Annotated in this window: 23 protein-coding genes; 12 read left to right on the top strand and 11 right to left on the bottom strand. The window is 68.1% G+C overall.

Going from position 1 to position 17,104, the window contains the following annotated elements:
- Positions 1-59 precede the first annotated feature (59 nt).
- From IFJ75_RS14630 to IFJ75_RS14620, 3 genes are read left to right on the top strand one after another with little or no spacing between them, the layout of a single operon-like run.
- A complete protein-coding gene (locus tag IFJ75_RS14630; protein WP_207868928.1) occupies positions 60-1,028 on the top strand; it encodes a bifunctional helix-turn-helix transcriptional regulator/GNAT family N-acetyltransferase in 969 nt (322 codons plus the stop codon).
- Between the two features lie 49 nt (positions 1,029-1,077).
- Positions 1,078-1,284 carry a twin transmembrane helix small protein gene (locus tag IFJ75_RS14625; protein WP_207868925.1) on the top strand — a complete coding sequence of 69 codons (207 nt, stop codon included), beginning with the start codon at positions 1,078-1,080 and terminating at the stop codon, positions 1,282-1,284.
- Between the two features lie 4 nt (positions 1,285-1,288).
- Positions 1,289-1,861 carry a cob(I)yrinic acid a,c-diamide adenosyltransferase gene (locus IFJ75_RS14620; protein ID WP_207868923.1) on the top strand — a complete coding sequence of 191 codons (573 nt, stop codon included), beginning with the start codon at positions 1,289-1,291 and terminating at the stop codon, positions 1,859-1,861.
- A gap of 4 nt (positions 1,862-1,865) precedes the next feature.
- Here the strand turns inward: IFJ75_RS14620 and IFJ75_RS14615 are convergent, their stop codons facing one another.
- A complete protein-coding gene (locus IFJ75_RS14615) occupies positions 1,866-2,051 on the bottom strand; it encodes a hypothetical protein (protein ID WP_207868921.1) in 186 nt (61 codons plus the stop codon).
- Positions 2,052-2,133: 82 nt separating this feature from the next.
- Positions 2,134-2,472: a hypothetical protein gene (locus tag IFJ75_RS14610; RefSeq protein ID WP_207868919.1), complete on the bottom strand. Its 339-nt coding sequence runs from the start codon at positions 2,470-2,472 to the stop codon at positions 2,134-2,136.
- Positions 2,473-2,601: 129 nt separating this feature from the next.
- Here IFJ75_RS14610 and IFJ75_RS14605 point away from each other — a divergent pair, with 129 nt between their 5' ends.
- The 7 genes from IFJ75_RS14605 (at position 2,602) to arfB (ending at position 8,651) form a co-directional block, all read left to right on the top strand.
- Positions 2,602-3,366 carry an electron transfer flavoprotein subunit beta/FixA family protein gene (locus IFJ75_RS14605; protein WP_207868917.1) on the top strand — a complete coding sequence of 255 codons (765 nt, stop codon included), beginning with the start codon at positions 2,602-2,604 and terminating at the stop codon, positions 3,364-3,366.
- A 1-nt stretch (position 3,367) separates the two neighbouring features.
- A complete protein-coding gene (locus IFJ75_RS14600; protein WP_207868915.1) occupies positions 3,368-4,297 on the top strand; it encodes an electron transfer flavoprotein subunit alpha/FixB family protein in 930 nt (309 codons plus the stop codon).
- A gap of 26 nt (positions 4,298-4,323) precedes the next feature.
- Positions 4,324-4,605 carry a DUF167 domain-containing protein gene (locus IFJ75_RS14595; RefSeq protein ID WP_207868913.1) on the top strand — a complete coding sequence of 94 codons (282 nt, stop codon included), beginning with the start codon at positions 4,324-4,326 and terminating at the stop codon, positions 4,603-4,605.
- A gap of 87 nt (positions 4,606-4,692) precedes the next feature.
- The gene (locus IFJ75_RS14590; RefSeq protein ID WP_207868911.1) at positions 4,693-6,180 is read left to right on the top strand and encodes an amidohydrolase; all 1,488 of its coding nucleotides are present in this window, start codon (positions 4,693-4,695) and stop codon (positions 6,178-6,180) included.
- A complete protein-coding gene (locus tag IFJ75_RS14585) occupies positions 6,180-7,580 on the top strand; it encodes an amidohydrolase family protein (protein ID WP_225896839.1) in 1,401 nt (466 codons plus the stop codon). The genes IFJ75_RS14590 and IFJ75_RS14585 overlap by 1 nt, the downstream gene beginning before the upstream one ends.
- A gap of 178 nt (positions 7,581-7,758) precedes the next feature.
- The gene (locus tag IFJ75_RS14580) at positions 7,759-8,250 is read left to right on the top strand and encodes a YaiI/YqxD family protein (protein WP_207868909.1); all 492 of its coding nucleotides are present in this window, start codon (positions 7,759-7,761) and stop codon (positions 8,248-8,250) included.
- A complete protein-coding gene (arfB, locus tag IFJ75_RS14575; RefSeq protein ID WP_207868907.1) occupies positions 8,247-8,651 on the top strand; it encodes an alternative ribosome rescue aminoacyl-tRNA hydrolase ArfB in 405 nt (134 codons plus the stop codon). The genes IFJ75_RS14580 and arfB overlap by 4 nt, the downstream gene beginning before the upstream one ends.
- A 9-nt stretch (positions 8,652-8,660) precedes the next feature.
- Here the strand turns inward: arfB and IFJ75_RS14570 are convergent, their stop codons facing one another.
- From IFJ75_RS14570 to IFJ75_RS14545, 6 genes are all read right to left on the bottom strand, one after another.
- Positions 8,661-9,518 (bottom strand): EF-hand domain-containing protein, encoded by an 858-nt coding sequence (locus IFJ75_RS14570; protein WP_207868905.1) that lies wholly within the window; start codon positions 9,516-9,518, stop codon positions 8,661-8,663.
- A gap of 32 nt (positions 9,519-9,550) precedes the next feature.
- Positions 9,551-10,045: a hypothetical protein gene (locus IFJ75_RS14565; protein ID WP_207868903.1), complete on the bottom strand. Its 495-nt coding sequence runs from the start codon at positions 10,043-10,045 to the stop codon at positions 9,551-9,553.
- Positions 10,046-10,067: 22 nt separating this feature from the next.
- Positions 10,068-11,573, bottom strand: a complete 1,506-nt coding sequence (gene ubiB / locus IFJ75_RS14560; protein WP_207932627.1) for a 2-polyprenylphenol 6-hydroxylase — start codon at positions 11,571-11,573, stop codon at positions 10,068-10,070.
- A gap of 98 nt (positions 11,574-11,671) precedes the next feature.
- Positions 11,672-12,460 (bottom strand): class I SAM-dependent methyltransferase, encoded by a 789-nt coding sequence (locus IFJ75_RS14555; RefSeq protein WP_207868901.1) that lies wholly within the window; start codon positions 12,458-12,460, stop codon positions 11,672-11,674.
- Between the two features lie 31 nt (positions 12,461-12,491).
- A complete protein-coding gene (locus IFJ75_RS14550) occupies positions 12,492-13,286 on the bottom strand; it encodes an exodeoxyribonuclease III (protein ID WP_207868899.1) in 795 nt (264 codons plus the stop codon).
- Between the two features lie 11 nt (positions 13,287-13,297).
- Positions 13,298-13,999, bottom strand: a complete 702-nt coding sequence (locus IFJ75_RS14545; protein ID WP_207868897.1) for a Crp/Fnr family transcriptional regulator — start codon at positions 13,997-13,999, stop codon at positions 13,298-13,300.
- Positions 14,000-14,135: 136 nt separating this feature from the next.
- On the opposite strand from IFJ75_RS14545, the gene IFJ75_RS14540 reads away from it, so the two are divergent.
- Positions 14,136-14,441 (top strand): 4a-hydroxytetrahydrobiopterin dehydratase, encoded by a 306-nt coding sequence (locus tag IFJ75_RS14540; protein WP_207868895.1) that lies wholly within the window; start codon positions 14,136-14,138, stop codon positions 14,439-14,441.
- A complete protein-coding gene (locus IFJ75_RS14535) occupies positions 14,438-15,226 on the top strand; it encodes an SDR family oxidoreductase (RefSeq protein WP_207868894.1) in 789 nt (262 codons plus the stop codon). The genes IFJ75_RS14540 and IFJ75_RS14535 overlap by 4 nt, the downstream gene beginning before the upstream one ends.
- Before the next feature lie 132 nt (positions 15,227-15,358).
- On the opposite strand, the gene IFJ75_RS14530 is transcribed toward IFJ75_RS14535, so the two are convergent.
- From IFJ75_RS14530 to lspA, 3 genes are all read right to left on the bottom strand, one after another.
- Positions 15,359-15,814 carry a PaaI family thioesterase gene (locus IFJ75_RS14530; protein WP_225896838.1) on the bottom strand — a complete coding sequence of 152 codons (456 nt, stop codon included), beginning with the start codon at positions 15,812-15,814 and terminating at the stop codon, positions 15,359-15,361.
- A 97-nt stretch (positions 15,815-15,911) separates the two neighbouring features.
- Complete coding sequence (locus IFJ75_RS14525; protein ID WP_207868893.1) at positions 15,912-16,478, bottom strand: DUF3035 domain-containing protein; 567 nt, start codon at positions 16,476-16,478, stop codon at positions 15,912-15,914.
- Between the two features lie 81 nt (positions 16,479-16,559).
- Positions 16,560-17,081, bottom strand: a complete 522-nt coding sequence (gene lspA / locus IFJ75_RS14520) for a signal peptidase II (protein WP_207868892.1) — start codon at positions 17,079-17,081, stop codon at positions 16,560-16,562.
- Between the last annotated feature and the right edge of the window lie 23 nt (positions 17,082-17,104).

Below are 17,104 nucleotides of genomic sequence, written 5' to 3'. Positions count from 1 at the left end.
GCTTGACCGAAACACGTTACATACATAGTTATATATCGAGTTATATAGCTGGGTGCGCCATGGTCTCCGACGTCATTCGCGAACGGCCCTATCTGTTCCTCGGCAGCCGCCTGAAGCGGATCGGCGAGAGCATGCAGGCGGATGTGCTCAAGGTGGTCGAGCAGGCCGGTCTGCGGGTGCAGCCGGCTCAGTATCCGGTGCTGGCGGCGCTGGACCGGCATGGACCGCTCGGCGTCGGCGATCTGGTCGAGGCGACCGGGGTCAGCCAGCCCGGCGTGACCCGCACCTTGGCGAAGCTGACGGAGATGGGGCTGGTCGAGGCCGCCGCCGCCTCGGCCGACCGCCGTCGCCGCACGGTGCGGCTGAGCCCCGAGGGTCTGGAACTGATGGCCCGGTCGCGCGTCGCCGTCTGGCCGGCGGTGGAGGCGGCCGTGGTCGCCCTGTGCGCGGAGTTGAAGGGGAATCTGTTGGAACAGCTGGACGCCATCGAAGCGAAATTGACCGAAAAGCCTCTCGATCAGTGGGGCAAGGCCGGCGCACGGCCGACGGTCGAGATTCTGCCCTTCGACGACAGCCGGGCCGGAGACTTCCACGACATCAACGCCGAATGGATCTCCTCGATGTTCGTGCTGGAGCCGACGGACCGGGAGGTGCTGGAGAATCCGCAGGCGCGCATCCTCGCGCCGGGCGGCGACATCCTGTTCGCGAAGGCCGGCGATCTCGGCGTGGTCGGGACCTGCGCCCTGCAGAAGACCGGCGAGAACCAGTTCGAACTGACCAAGATGGGGGTGCGCGAAACCGCGCGGGGGCTCAAGGTCGGGGAGGTGCTGCTGGAGGCCGCCATCGCCCGGGCAGGCGAACTGGGCGCCGAGACCCTCTATCTGCTGACCAACTCGAAATGCGCCCCGGCCATCCACCTCTATGAGAAGCTGGGCTTCGTTCACGACGCGGACATCATGGCCCGGTTCGGGGCGCGCTACGCCCGCTGCGACGTCGCTATGCTCTATCGGGGGCGGTCGAAGGGTTAGGACGCGAAATCCGCTCCCGTCCCCGTCGGCGATGGGTTAGGGTCGGGGCATGGAAATGGTCTTCAACATCCTGATCCCGCTGTCGATCCTGGCCGTGGCGATCACCCTGGGCTTCGGTCTGTATTCGCTCTACCGGGGCGGGGACTATGCGCGGTCCAATTCCAACAAGCTGATGCGGTTGCGCGTCGCCCTGCAGGCCACGGCGGTGGTGATTCTGGTCGCCGGCCTGTGGTGGAAATCGACGCACGGGGCCTGACGCCTTGGTTGTCCTGAACAAGATCTACACCCGCACCGGGGACGCCGGGACGACCGGCCTGGCCTCGGGCACGCGGGTGTCCAAGACCGACGTCCGGGTCGAGGCCTATGGGACGGTGGACGAGCTGAACGCCGTGATCGGCGTGGCCCGGCTGCATTCCGGCCAGAACGACCGCATCGACGCCATGCTGGCCCGCATCCAGAACGAGCTGTTCGATCTGGGCGCCGACCTCGCCACGCCTCTGGATCCGCCGCCGAAATGGGAGGCGCTGCGCATCGTCGCCTCGCAGATCGACCGGCTGGAGGCCGAGATCGACTGGATGAACGAGAGCCTGAAGGCGCTGGACAGCTTCATCCTGCCGGGCGGCTCGCCCTTGGCCACCTATCTGCATCTGGCGCGCACCGTGGCGCGCCGGGCCGAGCGTGACGCCATCCGTCTGGTCGAGACCGGAACCCCGGTGACGCACGAGGCCCTGCGCTATCTGAACCGCCTGTCCGACCACCTGTTCGTCGCCGCCCGACGCGCCAATCGCAACGGGGCGGACGATGTGAAATGGGTTCCGGGCGGGACGCGCTAGCGTTTTACTTCGACATCCAGGGCTTGGACTTGCCGGCGGCGACGCGGGCGGCCTGTTCGCGCTGGAAGCGGCCGCCGCGAGGCGGCTTGGGCTTGGCGTCCTGGATCGCCTTCTTCAGGCGCAGAGCCTTCTGGATCGGGGTTTCGCCGGGAATGTCGTCGGTCGGGGTGTCGTCGCCGGTGTCGCTCATGCCGAGACTCTATCACGTCCTGCGGCCCAGGCCGCCTCTGCATCTGGATCCCGGCTTTCGGCGGGATGAGCGGAAGGAGGGATCAGTGGCCCTCGGCCTTCATCTTGGCCCGCTCCTTCTGGACGGCGGCGTCGATGGCGGCCTGCTGGACCACGGCCTGGTTTTCCAGCTTGACCAGTTCGGCATTCTTGGCGGCCGAGGCCTCGGCGCGGGTTACGCCGGCGGGGCGGTGGGTGATGTCGGGAATGTAGATCGGGGTCGCGCAGGTGCGGCTTTCGACGTCGTACCAGTTGCCGTCGGCCTCGCAGCGTTTGCCGGGATTCAGCCAGAAGGCCTGGAAGGTCATGGCGCCCGCGACAAGAACCGCGAAGAGGCCGAAGAACATGAAGCTCAGGCGTTTGATGCTCAGGAAGCGTTTCATCAGGTCTCTCTACGGCAAACTTTTCGAGCGGCTGGGCCCATTTAGTTCACGCTACGTTACGTTGACAGGGGCTTCGCCCCGTACCATTCCCTGCCCCAACAATTCGACGAAGATATGGATAGGCTTCCCATGAAGGTACTCGTCCCCGTCAAACGGGTGATCGACTATAACGTCAAGGCCCGCGTCAAGGCGGATCAGACGGGCGTCGATCTCGCCAACGTCAAGATGAGCATGAACCCGTTCGACGAAATCGCCGTCGAAGAGGCCGTGCGCCTGAAGGAAGGCAAGGAACACCACGCCGCCGGCACCGCCGCCGAGATCGTGGTCGTCTCCATCGGCGTGACCCAGGCCCAGGAAACCATCCGCACCGCCCTGGCCATGGGCGCCGACCGCGGCATCCTGATCCAGTCGGACGCTGATCTGGAGCCTCTGGCGGTCGCCAAGCTGCTCAAGGCCGTGGTCGAGGAAGAGAAGCCCGATCTGGTCCTGATGGGCAAACAGTCGATCGACGGCGACAACAACGCCGTCGGCCAGATGCTGGCGGCCCTGCTGGACTGGCCGCAAGCCACCTTCGCCTCGAAGATCGAGATCGCCGGCGGCAAGGCGACCGTGACGCGTGAGGTCGACGGCGGCCTGCAGACCCTGGCGGCGACCCTGCCGGCGGTCGTGACCGTGGACCTGCGCCTGAACACGCCGCGCTACGCGTCCCTGCCCAACATCATGAAGGCCAAGAAGAAGGAGATCGCCGTCAAGGCGGTCGCCGACTATGGCGTGGACGTCGCCGACCGGCTGAAGGTGGTCAAGGTGACCGCCCCCGCCACCCGCTCCGCCGGGATCAAGGTGGCCGACGCCGCCGAACTCGTGTCCAAGCTCAAGACCGCAGGAGCGCTGTAAGATGGCCGTTCTCGTCATCGCCGACCACGACGGTTCGGCTGTCCGCGACACCACCAACAAGACCGTGACGGCGGCTCTGGCCATCGGCGGCGACGTTGACGTCCTGGTCGTGGGTTCGGGCGCGAAGGCCGCGGCCGACAGCGCCGCGAAGATCGCCGGCGTCCGCAAGGTCCTGTTGGCCGAAAGCGCCGGCCTGGGCCACCAGCTGGCCGAGGACGTCGAGGAGACCGTTCTGGCCCTCGCCGGCGGCTATGACGCCATCCTCTCGCCCGCGACCATGGACGGCAAGAATTTCATGCCGCGCCTGGCCGCCAAGCTGGACGTCGCCCCGATCTCGGACATCGTCGAGGTCGTGAGCGCCGATACCTTCGTGCGCCCGATCTACGCCGGCAATGCGCTGGAGACGATCCAGTCGTCCGACGCCAAGAAGGTCATCACCGTGCGCCCGACGGGCTTCGCGGCGGCGGCTGAGGGCGGCTCGGCTCCGGTCGAGACCGTCTCCGGCGTCGAGGCCGGCAAGGCGTCGTTCGTCGGCGAAGAGCTGGTCAAGTCGGACCGTCCGGAACTGGGCGCCGCCAAGATCATCGTCTCGGGCGGTCGCGCTCTCGGTTCGTCGGAAGAGTTCCACGCCGTGATGGAGCCCCTGGCCGACAAGCTGGGCGCCGCCATCGGCGCCTCGCGCGCCGCGGTCGACGCGGGCTACGCCCCGAACGACTATCAGGTCGGCCAGACCGGCAAGGTCGTCGCGCCGCAGCTCTACATCGCCATCGGCATCTCGGGCGCCATCCAGCACCTGGCCGGGATGAAGGACTCCAAGACCATCGTCGCCATCAACAAGGATCCCGACGCCCCGATCTTCCAGGTCGCGGACTACGGCATCGTCGGCGACTACAAGACCATCGTCCCCGAGCTGATGAGCGCTCTGGGTTAAATGACTGCACTGATCGCGGGGCGGGCGTGACCGCTCGCCTCGCCGTCAGGCTGACTCCCGGAGCCTCCGCCGATCGGGTGGACGGATGGGATGTCGATGCGGATGGACGGCCTGTGTTGAAAGTCCGCGTCCGCGCCCGTCCGGTAGAAGGCGAGGCGAATGAAGCCCTTGTGAAACTGTTGGCGAAAGCGCTCGGTGTTCCGCGATCGTCGGTCGACCTGATGCGGGGCGCCCAGTCCCGGTTGAAGATGATCGCGGTAGACAATCTGGACGACGAGGCGGTCCGGACAAGATTGTCCGCTTCCTGATTTTCGACCTTTACAGGTCGGGGAACGCACCGTTTCTATGTCGCCGTTCGGAAAGCCCGGCGGTGGTCGGGGACACGGGGAATATCCATGAAGATGTCTCGCCTGCGGGGAGCCAGCCTCGGCGTGCTCGCCTGCGCCATGGTCGGCGCGCTCGGTCTGTCGGCCTGCGCCACGACCGGAACCTCCTCCTCGACGGCCGGCACGGAAAACAAGGGGCCTGAGCCGCTGGCGACCGGCCTCGACTATGCGGCCAACCGCGACCCCTATCCCTCGACCTACCAGCCCCTGCCGCGCCAGAACTCGGCGATCGTGGGCGCGACCGTCTTCACCGGCACAGGCCAGAAGATCGAGAACGGCGTCGTCCTGATGGCCGACGGCAAGGTGCAGGCGGTCGGCGGCGCCGATCTGGCCGTTCCGGCCGGCTATACGGTCATCGACGCGCGCGGCCGCTGGGTGACCCCGGGCGTGATCGACGTGCACTCGCACCTCGGCGTCTATCCTTCGCCGGGCGTGCAGGGGATGTCGGACGGCAACGAGGCGACCAACCCCAATACCGCCCAGGTCTGGGCCGAGCATTCGGTCTGGCCGCAGGATCCGGGCTTCAACACCGCCCGCGCCGGCGGGGTGACCACCCTTCACATCCTGCCCGGTTCGGCCAATCTGTTCGGCGGTCGCGGCGTGACCCTGCGCAACATCCCGGCGATGAGCGTTCAGGGCATGAAGCTGCCCGACGCCCCCTATTCGCTGAAGATGGCCTGCGGCGAAAACCCCAGCCGCGTCTATGGCTCTCGCAACCAGTCGCCGGCCACCGGCATGGGCAATGTCGCCGGCTATCGCGCCGCCTTCATCGCCGCGCGCGACTACAAGGCCAAGTGGGACAAGTGGCGCGACACGGGCAAGGGCGATCCGCCGACGCGCAACCTGCAGCTCGAGACCCTGGCCGACGTTCTGGACGGCAAGATCCTGGTCGAGAACCACTGCTACCGGGCCGACGAGATGATCGTCATGCTCGATATCGCCAAGGAGTTCGGCTACCACGTCACGACCTTCCACCACGCCATCGAGGCCTACAAGATCGCACCCCTGCTGGCCCGCGAGCACGTGTGCGCGGCCATGTGGTCGGGTTGGTGGGGCTTCAAGATGGAGGGTCTGGACGCGGTCGAATCCAACGCCGCCCTCGTCGACGCCCCGGAAGGTTCCTGCGCGGTCATCCACTCCGACGACCCGCAGCTGACCCAGCGCCTCAATCAGGAAGCCGCCGCGACCCTGGCCGCCGGCCGCGCCGCCGGGCTGAACATTCCGGAAGAACGGGCGGTGGCCTGGTTCACCCTGAACGCCGCCAAGGCCATCGGCATCGCCGATCAGACGGGTTCGCTGGAAGCCGGCAAGCGCGCCGATGTGGTGATCTGGTCCGCCGACCCCTTCTCGGTCTACGCCCGCGCCGATCAGGTCTTCGTCGACGGCGGCAAGGCCTTCGACCGGTTCGACCCGGCCTATCAGCCGACCTCCGACTTCGAGCTGGGCCAGCCCGGCTATGGCCTGCAGGCCGCCACCGTGAACGAGGGAGCCCGCTGATGCGTCGCCTCATGACCCAGAGCGCCCTCATGGGCGCCGCCGTGTCCCTCACTGGGGCCCTCGCCCTCGCACTTCCGCTTGGGGGCGCGGCCTTCGCCCAATCCACTCCGGTCGCCATCACCGGCGGCAAGGTGCTGACCGGGACCTCGGTGATCGAGAACGGCACGGTGGTGATCCAGAACGGCCGGGTGGTCTCGGTCGGGACCGGTCCGGCCCCGTCCGGCGCCCGCGTCATCGACGCCACGGGCAAGACGGTCTCGCCCGGCTTCATCGCGGTCGACAGCGGCCTCGGCGGCTCGGAAGTGTCCTCGGTGCAGGGCTCCAACGATCTGGCCAGCGGCGCCAATACGATCTCGGCGTCGTTCGACGTGTCGTATGGCCTCGACCCCTGGTCCTTCACCCTGCCGGTGGCGCGTCTGGGCGGCATCACCCGCGCCATCGTCGTGCCGAACCATCCGGGTGGCGGCGGCGGCAACCACAAGGACGACGGCGAGGACGATTTCGCCGGGCTGGGCGGCGGTGGTCTGCAGTCGCCAGGCCTGTTCGCCGGTCAGGCGGCCATCATCACCCTGGCGCAGGGCAATGACATCCTAATCAAGCCGCGCGTGGCCATGATCGCCCCGTTCGGCGAGGCGGGCGCCCGTGTCGCCGGCGGCGCGCGCGGGGCCGAGTTCATCCAGTTCAAGGAAACCCTGGCCGAGGTCCGCCTCTATGCCCGCAACAAGGCGGCCTATGACCGCGCCGCCCTGCGCGATCTCAGCCTGTCGCGCGCCGATCTGGAGGCCCTGATCCCGGTCGCCAACGGGACCATGCCGCTGATCGTCACCGTGCATCGCGCGGCGGACATCCAGCAGGTGCTGCGTCTGGCCAAGGAGGAGGGCGTCAAGGTCATCCTGGACGGCGCCGAGGAAGGCTGGCTGGTCGCGGCCGACATCGCCGCCGCGGGCGTGCCCGCCCTGATCAACCCGATCGACAACCTGCCCGGAAACTTCGAGACCCGGGCGGCGCGGATGGAGAATGCGGCGGCCCTGAACGCGGCCGGGGTGACCATCGCCATCAAGGGCAATGAGGGCTCGATCCACCGCGCCCGCGAGATGCGCTACAACGCCGGCAACGCCGTGTCCCACGGTCTGCCCTATGCGGCGGCCATCGCGGCAATGACGATCAATCCGGCGAAGATCTTCGGCGAGGCCGGTCAGGCGGGCGAGCTGACGCCCGGCGCAGCCGCCGACGTCGTGGTCTGGACCGGCGATCCGCTGGAGCCTCTGACCACGGCGACCAATGTCTTCATCGCCGGTCAGGAACAGCCGATCTCGAGCCGTCAGTTCCTGCTGCGCGACCGCTATCGCAACGGCGGGACGCAGGCGAGCGGCATGCCGGCGGCGTATAATCCGCAGTGACGTGACCTCACCTCTCCATTCGCGTAGGCGAATGGAGAGGACAGATCGCGTAGCGATCAGGAGAGGGTGACGCGGTGCGAGACGATCGGCGACCAATCGGCAAGGGCGGCGTCGCCCCCTCCTGGTCGTCGCTGCGCGCCAACCTGTCCTCATTCGCCTACGCGAATGGAGAGGTGAAATGACCGCGCTCCCCCGCCTCTTCATCGATGCCGACGCCTGTCCGGTGAAGGACGAGGTCTATCGGGTGGGCGCGCGCTACGGCCTGCATGTGTTCGTGGTGTCCAACAGCTGGATCAACACCCCGCGCGAGAAGTGGATCGAACAGGTGGTGGTCGATGCGGGGCCGGACATCGCCGACGACTGGATCGCCGAGCGCGCCGTCACCGGCGACGTGGTCATCACCGCCGACATTCCGCTGGCCGACCGTTGCCTGAAGGCCGGAGCGCAGGCGATCAAATCGAACGGCCAGTTCTTTACGCCCGACATGATCGGCTCGGCCCTGGCCGGGCGGATGGTAGGCGAACATCTGCGCTCGATCGGTGTGGCGACCTCGGGGCCGCCGCCGTTCGGGCCGAAGGACCGGTCGAACTTCCTGCAGGCGCTGGATCAGGCGGTGGTGAAGGCGAAGCGGGCGCTGGCGATGCAGGCCGCGGGGGCGCCGCCACGATGACCGTCATCCCCGAGAGCGAGCTGGAGTTCCGCTTCTTCCGCGCCGGAGGACCGGGCGGCCAGAACGTCAACAAGGTCGCCACCGCGCTCCAGATGCGGTTCGACGTCAAGAATTCGCCGTCCCTGCGCGATCCGGTGCGCGAGCGGCTGATGAAGCTGGCGGGCAGTCGGCTGACGCTGGACGGGGTGATTGTGATCACCGCCGTCCGTTTCCGCACCCAGGAACGCAACCGCGCCGACGCCATCGAGCGGCTGCAGGAACTGGTCGACAAGGCCTCGGTGGCCCCGACCTATCGCGTGCCGACGCGGCCGACGAAGGCCTCGAAGGAGCGGCGGCTGGTGGCCAAGTCGCATCGGTCGGGCATCAAGAGCGGTCGCGGCAAGCCCGCCGCGAACGATTAGACGGCGGGATCAGCGCGGCGGGCCGCCCCGCCCGCCACGTCCGCCTCGGCCCATGCCGCCACCCTGCTGAAGCTGGGTCTGGGGCAGTTCGGACAAGGTCAGGCCGCCGTCCTTGTCCGTGTCCAGCAGGTCGAACCAGCGGTCGCCCGCGCGCGACCATTCCTCGGGGGTGATGCGCTGGTTGATGTCGACGTCGGCCGCCTTGACCGGTTCGGGCACATTGAGCAGCCCGGCCATGGCGAGGATGGAGGTCGCCGCGCCGCCGCCACGCGGGCCGCCGCTGCGGGGACCTTCGCCGCCGCCGCCGCGAGGACCGCCGCGACCGCCACCGCCGGGTCCGCCCATGCCGCCGCCAGGCATGCCCATGCCGCCGTCCTGAATACTGGCCTGATCATTGCCGGCGAAGGACAGGCCGCCGCCGGGACGGCCGCCCCAGCCGCCTCCGCCCGGACCTCCCGGGGCGCCGCCGGGACCGCCAGGACCGCGCATGCCGCCGCCGAGTTGAGCGGCCATGGCCTCATAGGCGACGATCTCGGCCTGACCGATGACGCCGTCCCGGTTGACGTCCAGCTTGCCGAACCAGCGGACACCGTCGTCCATGAACTCGGCGCGGGTCAGCTTGCCGTCGTGATCCGTATCGGCGCCCGCGAACCAGGCGGCGACTGGATAGGGTTCGCCCGGTTCGGAGCGGAAGGGCTCGCCGAAGGGGCTGACGAACAGGCCCGGCGCCATGGGCGGCGCGCCGTCAGGCCCGCCCGGCCCGCCAGGGCCACCCGGGCCGTGTTCAGGGCCGGAGGCGCAGGCGGCGCAGGTCATCGCAAGGCAACCGAGCGCGACTGGGCCGAGGGCGGCCAGGGACTTTCGCATGGGGGTATCCGGATGGAGAGAGTGGAGAGAAGTCAGGTCGGCGGCGCGGCCGGGGCCGGGCGGAACAGCAGGGCGTTGATCTTGCCCTCGGGCGTCAGGTTGATGATCCACTGGGTCGGGGCGTTGGCGAACATGACCAGGAACAGCTCGGCGCCCTCCTGTGTGCCCACGTGCTGGAGACCGTTCAAGGCGCCGAAGCCCTGGATCAGGGGCGTGACCGTCGTGGCCTGCGCGCGCACCTTGGCAGCCAGGTCGGGGGTCATGGCGTCATAGTTGGGCGTGCCCGCCTGCATGGCGGCGATGGTCGCCTTCAACGCCGTTTCAGCGGCGGCGATCTCAGCTGGACTGGAGGGGGCGGCCGGTGCGGCCTGGGGCGCGGCGACGGGCGGCGCGCTGCGGGCCGCCGCAGGCTGGTCGAAGGTATTGGGCAGGGTGCCGGCCGCGCCAAGGTTCTGTGCCGAGGCGCCGGCCGGTATGGCGAGAGCGGCGACGAGGGCGGCCAGAGCCGTCAGGGTGGTCTTGGTCATGGGTGATCCGCGAAACCGGTCGTCACCGATGGATGATCGACCAAATGGACAGAAGAAGGGCGCCGATGGAGGCGCTTGTTGCAACGCTGATACAAACCACCAGCCAGGCGGGTGTTCCCGACTTCTGGATGACGACCGTCTCGGGGCGCGGCGGGTCCTGAACCAGACGCGACAGGGCCCGGGCGCCGGAGATCAGTTCGCGCACCCCGTCACGGATCTGGGCTCGGGGGCCGAGTTCGCGCAGGATCCAGCGCTCGACCACCGGCCGGGCGGCCGCCCAGAGGTCGTGGTCGGGGTTCAGGCGGCGGGCCACCCCCTCGACGGAGACCATGGTCTTCTGCAGCAGGATCAGTTCGGGCCGCAGATGCATGTCGAACAGGGCGGTGATCTCGAACAGCTGGCCCAGCAGCCGGCCCATGGAGACCTGGGACGCCTGTTTGCCGATGACCGGCTCGCCGACCGCGCGCAGGGCCTGGGCGAAGGCCTCGACCGAATGGTTGGGCGGGACGTATCCGGCCTCAAAATGCACCCGGGCGATGCGCGGGTAGTCGCGTTGCAGGAAGCCCCAGAGGATCTCGGCGAGGTAGCGCCGCTCGCCCGGACCGAGGCGACCCACGATGCCGAAGTCGACGGCGGTCAGCTCGGCCGGGGCCGAGGCGAACAGATTGCCCTCGTGCAGGTCGGCGTGGAAAGCGCCGTAGTCCAGCGCCTGGCTGAGGAAGGCGCGCACGACATTGTCGGCCAGGGCGTCCTTGTCGAGGCCCGGCTGTTCGATGCACAGGGGATCGGTCATGGGCATGCCGTTGGCCCATTCCAGCGTCAGGACGCGCTTGCCGACCCCGTCCCAGACCACGCCCGGCGCGGTCATATGGGCCCCATCCTCGGACGCTGCCTTGTCCATGATGTCCTTCATCTCGGAGGCGGCGGCGGCCTCCAGACGCATGTCCAGCTCCAGCTCCATCGAGCGGGCGATGGTCTCGACGAAGGCGTCGGGCTCGAGCCTGCGGGCGACGGGCACGAGCCGGTGCACCATCCGGGCGGCGAGGCGCATGGAATCGAGGCCCCGCGCCACGCGGCGTTCGACGCCCGGCCGTAGCACCTTGACCGCCACCTTGCGGCCGTCGGCGAGATAGGCGGGGTGGGCCTGGGCCAGGGACGCCGCGCCGATCGGGTCGCCGAAGTCGAGGAACAGGCTGTCGACCGGCCGGCCGAGCGACCGCTCGATCTCGCGCCTTGCCTGATCGGTCGGGAAGGCGGGCAGCTTGTCCTTGAGGCGGCCGAGGTCGGTGGCGAACTCACCGCCGAAGATGTCGGCGCGGGTGGCCAGCACCTGACCGAGCTTGATGGCCACGGGCCCCAGATGTTCGAAGGCCTTGCCCAGACGCTGGCCGGGGCGGCCCTCGCGGCCTTCGCGGCCGGCGAACAGATGGACGAAGGCGGCGATCGGCCGGACCCAGGCGGGCAGCAGGGGCGTGATCTCGCGCGGGATCAGGGCGTCGTGACGGGCGAGGACCGAGCCCCAGCCCATCAGCCGCCAGGCGGCGCCGACGGGATCGCGCACGGGCACGGCCTTCGGCGCGGCCGGAGCGACCCGGAAGGTCGCGGGATCAGGAGGCGGCGGCGTGGTCAGATCGCCCACCCGAAGTGGATGGCCGCGACCCCGCCCGACAGATTGGTCACCGAGACATTGCGGAAGCCCGCGGTCTCGATCATCGCCTTGAAGGTCGACTGGTCGGGAAAGCGGCGGATGCTCTCGACCAGATACTGGTAGCTGTCGCGGTCGTGGGCGACCCACTGGCCGATGGCCGGAATGGCGTGGAAGGACCAGGCGTCATAGGCCTGACGGATGACCTCGGTCGTGGGCCGCGAGAACTCCAGGCAGAGGAAGCGGCCGCCGGGCTTGAGCACCCGGCGCGCCTCCGACAGGGCGACCGCGATGTCGGCGACGTTGCGGATGCCGAAGCTGATCGAATAGGCGTCGACCGAGGCGTCGGGCAGGGGCAGGTGCATGGCGTCGCCGACGGTCCACTGCATCTCCGGCTCGCCGCCCTTCTGCACCCCCGCCATGATCATCTCGGCGTTGTAGTCGAGCACGATGACCGAGGCATCCTCGCCCCCGCGCCGCTCCTGGGCCCGGCGCGCCATCCTGGAATAGCGCCGCGCCATGTCGCCGGTGCCGCCGGCGACGTCGAGGATGGTCTCGCCCGGGCGCGGGTTCAGCTTGGCAGCGGCCGCGTCCTTCCAGAGCCGGTGCACGCCGCCGCTCATCAGGTCGTTCATCAGGTCGTAGCTGGAGGCGACGCTGTCGAAGACGCCGCGCACCATCTTCACCTTCTCCTTCGCGTCGACGTCGCGGAAGCCGAAGGAGGAGGTGTCGCCGGAGGAGTGCGGGCCGTGCGGGGAAGCGCTGGTCATGAGAGCGGTTTAGCCTCTGCGGAAGCCCGCGTCACCGGGCCGCGTGATCGATCGCGTCGGTCAATTCGACCCAGACCGGGGCATGATCGCTGGCATGATCGGCGCCGCGCACGGCCCGGTCCACGCCCGCGTCGGTCAGTCGCTCCGCGGCCGGGCCGTTCAGCAGCATATGGTCGATCCTGAGGCCCGCGTTGCGCGCCCATGACTCGCGGAAATAGGACCAGAAGGTCCATTGCGGTTCGTTCGGGAAACGCGCCTCGAGCGCGTCGGTCCAGCCCTGTTCCAGCAGCCGGGAGAAGGCGGCGCGGCTTTCCGGCTGCAACAGGGCGTCCTTCTTCCACGAGCGGGTGTTGTAGATATCGGCGTCGGTCGGGACGACGTTGTAGTCGCCGGCCAGCACGACCGGGGCGCCCGTGTCGAAAAGGCCGGCCGCATGGGCGTTGAGCCGTTCGGCCCAGGCCAGCTTGTAGTCGAACTTTGGTCCCGGGCGCGGATTGCCGTTGGGTTGGTACAGGCAGACGATCAGGACGCCGTTAACCGCAGCCTCCAGATAGCGGCTCTGGCAGTCGCGGGGATCGCCCGGCAGGGTCCGGCGGGTGACGATCGGTTCGGCGTCCCGTGAGAGGATGGCCACGCCGTTCCAGCGATGCTCCCCCTGCCAGACAGTGTGGTAGCCGGCGTCGGCAATGGCTCCGGCCGGAAACTGCGCGTCGGTCGCTTTCAACTCCTGCAAACAGACGACATCGGGGCGGGTGTCCTTCAGCCAGGCCAGCAGATTGGCGAGCCGCGTGTTGACGCCGTTGATGTTGAAGGTCGCGATCCTCACCCGGTGACGGCTTACGCGGCTCGGGGCCGAGGCAGTCCGAGATCCTTCATCACGCCGCGCATGATGCCGTAGCAGCCGCACGAGGCCTGTTCGAGCGCCTCGCGGTCGGTGACTTCGACCCAGCCGCGTCCGCGTTTGATCAGGTGTTTGCCTTCCAGCAGGGCGCCGACCTCGCTGACGGTGGCGCGGCGCACGCCCAGCATGCCGGCGATGTCGGACTGGGTCAGTTCGAAGCGGTCGCCGTCGGACCGGTCATGGATGGTCAGCAGCCAGCGGGCCAGACGCTCGTCCAGCCGGTGCTGGGCGTTGCAGGCGGCGGTTTGTTGCACCTGGGCGAACAGGCCCTCGGTGAACTTGGCCAGAGAGGTCCGCATGGCCTCGCTCTTCTCGAGCGCCTCGGAGAAGACGTCGTTGGGCAGGCAGGCGGCGACGCCGTCCGACTGGGAGATGGCGCGGCTGAAGGCGCGGGCATTCATGGGGCCGCAGGTGACGCCGATCAGGCCTTCGCGGCCGATGGCGGCGGTCTCGATCATCTTGTCGTCGGGCAGCATGGTCATCAGCGAGACTACGCCCTTGAGCGGGAACCAGACCTCGTCGACGGCCTCACCGGCGTCGTAAAGCATCTGACCCTGATCAAAGGTCTTTTCGTGCAGATGGGGCTCGATCCGCTTGCGGTCGGCGGGCTCGAGCGAAGCGATCCAGAGATTGTCCATGGGTTCACCCCTTGCTTTGCCGTTTCAACGGCGACGCTCGGTAACGCTCAAGCTTTGGACTGCGTTCCTTTGTCGCGAAGCCGACTTGTGACGAACCTTCGAGCGGGTTAGGGCGGAGGCAGGCGAGGAACAGAAAATGGCGCAAATGCCTGTTGACGTTGCGGAAACCCTGGCCGGGTTGCCCCTGTGGAGCCGCGCGGACGACCCGCGTCCGGCCCTTTCCCGTACCTTGATCTTCAACGATTTCAACGCCGCCTTCGGCTTCATGACCCGCGTCGCCCTGATGGCCGACAAGATGGATCACCATCCGGAATGGTCGAATGTCTACAACCGGGTCAGCGTCGTCCTGACCACCCATGACGCCGGCGGCGTCACCGAGCTCGATATCAAGATGGCCCGTTTCATCGACGAGGCCGCGCAAGCGCTGGGAGCGAAAGAATGAGCAAGTCGGGACGCGTCGAAGGCAAGAAGGCCCTTATCACGGGCGCCGCCGGGGGGCTGGGCGAAGCCTTCGCCTGGATGCTGGTGCGTGAAGGGGCCAAGGTCGCCCTCAGCGACATCGACGGTGGTCGCGCCGAGGCTCTGGCCCAGGCCATTAATGCCGAAATCCCGGGTTCGGCCTTCGCCTACGCCCACGACGTCGCCTCGGAAGAGCAGTGGATTTCGGTCGTCGCGGCCGCCGCCGCCGATCTGGGCGGGCTGTCGGTGCTGATCAACAACGCCGGCGTCGGCGGGCCCCTGGTTTTCGTCGAGGAAGACACGGCCGAGAACTGGCAGCGCCAGTACGAGATCAACCTGCGCTCGGTGATGTTCGGCTGCAAACACGCCATGCCGCACCTGCGCGCCGCCGCGCCGGCCTCGATCATCAACATCTCGTCCATGGCCGGTCTGGCCGCCGCACCCGGCATGGGCGCCTATAACGCCACCAAGGCCGGGGTCTGGAACTACAGCCGCACCATCGCCCTGGAGGCCGCCAAGATGGAGTGGAATGTCCGCTCCAACTCGGTCCATCCGGTCTTCATCAAGACGCCGATCCTGGATCCCTTCGTCGCCATGGCCCACGGCGACGAGGCCAAGGCCCATGAACGGCTGGCGCGGGGCATTCCGCTGAAACGGATCGGCGAGCCGAACGACGTGGCCTATGCGGTCCTTTATCTGGCCTCTGACGAGAGCAAGTTCGTGACGGGTTCCGAGTTCCGCATCGACGGCGGCATGCTGGCGCAATAATTCCGCTCATCCCCGCAGAGGCGGGGACCCAGATCTGTGGGCGACTGGCGCGGCGGGGAGCTCGCGCCCTCAATCCAACAGGCAACGTGTGAAAGCACTGGGTCCCCGCCTTCGCGGGGATGAGCGGCCTTTTTACGCGCGTTCCATCACCAGGCAGGTCGAGGTCGCGGTCGCATAGAGCTTGCCGTCCGTGCCTCTGAGCTCGGCTTCGGAGAAGGCGGCGCGGCGGCCCATCTGGACGATCTTGCCCACGGCGCGGACCGGGATGTCGGCCTTGAGCGCCTTGTGGAAGACGGTCTTGAGCTCAAGCGTCGTATAGGTCTGGCCGGGCTTCAGCATGGAATGGACCACGCAGCCGCAGGCCGAATCGAGCACCGTGGCCATCCAGCCGCCATGGACGGTGCCGAGCGGATTGTAGACGGCGCGGGTCGGGACGGCTTCGAAGACCACCCGGCCCTCCTCGACCTCCACCAGGTCGAAGCCGACGGTCTTGGCGATCGGCGCGATCGGCGCCTTGCCCTCCATGCCGAGGCGAAGCTGCTCGAGCCCGGACAGGTCGGTGAGGGTGGCGGTGATGGAATCGGACATGCGACGCTCCGGGGAGGATGCGATAGGGTCCGTTTACAATAAGGACGCACAAGCCGGTGGCAAGCGCGTCCTTATCTCAAGTGCGTGAGTGCGAGCCCTAGAGGCCCGGCAGCTTGAAGCCGTTGGAGCGGCGTGGCTGGATGCTGATGCCGGAATTCGTGCCGGTCAGGGCTTCCAGGCGGGCGTGTTCACTGGCGGCGTCGATGGTCACGGCGCCGGCGGCGGTCTGGCTGACCGTCGGGGCCTGGCTCTCGGCGCTGTCCTTGCGCCAGAACATGACGCGATTGGCGAAGCTTTCTTCCTTGTGCGTCAGGTCGCCGAACTCATCGTCGACGACATAGCGGGCCAGCGGATCGGCGCGCTCGGCGCCGGCGGCGGTGACCAGGGCGGTTTCACCCGGGGTGCGGGTGATCGACTGACGCTGACCCAGAAGAATCTGGCGGGCGGCGCTTTCCGGCGCCAGCTCCTGCGGGCGCGGCTGGCCGGGCGCCGGCGGACGCAGGCCGTATTCCGGCGGCACGCTGAGCGGGGCGGTGGAGACGGTGACGAACTCGTCCGGAACGACCTTGGTCAGGCCGATGCTTTGCTTCAGGCCGCCACAGGCGCCGAGCGCCAGGGTGGAGACGGTCAGCAGGCTGACGGCGGCGAGGCTGCGAATGCGCATGTGTGGGCTCAACTCCGGCGGCGCTTGAGGGTGCGCGCCCCTGGGAAACTCAAGAATGGGGAAACACTCAAGAGCGGCTGATTACGACTTTTCGTGGACAACGCCAACCTGAGCGGCCCTGCGATCCGACAAAACGCTGTCGAGGATAAGCAGAACCACGCCGATGGTGATGGCGCTGTCGGCGATATTGAACACCCAGGGGAAGACGCCGGTGCCGGAAAAGTCGAGGAAATCGACGACATAGCCGAATCGGATCCGGTCGATGGCGTTGCCCAGAGCCCCGCCGATGACGAAGCCGATGGCGGTGATCAGCAGGCGACGGTCGGCTTGGGTGGCCCACCAGGCCAGGCCTGCGGCGACGACGACCGAGAACAGCGACAGCACCCAGCGCGCCGAACCGCCGCCGAACAGGCCGAAGCTGACACCCGTGTTTTCGACGTAGCTGATGTTGAACACAGGCGGGAAGACGAACACCCGGCCTACGTCACGCAGCTCCAGGCCGTTCAGGATCCAGGCCTTGCTCCACTGGTCGAGGACGATGATGGCCAGGGCGAAGCCATAGGCGGCCCAGGCGATGCGGGGGATACGGTCGGGGAATTTCATGCGGTGCGGTGGTTAGCAGGATG

Origin of the sequence: Brevundimonas goettingensis, assembly GCF_017487405.1 — a bacterium.
Lineage (GTDB): Bacteria > Pseudomonadota > Alphaproteobacteria > Caulobacterales > Caulobacteraceae > Brevundimonas > Brevundimonas goettingensis.
The sequence above is the reverse complement of the archived record's forward strand: the minus strand, read 5'-3'. Positions and strand labels throughout refer to the sequence as shown.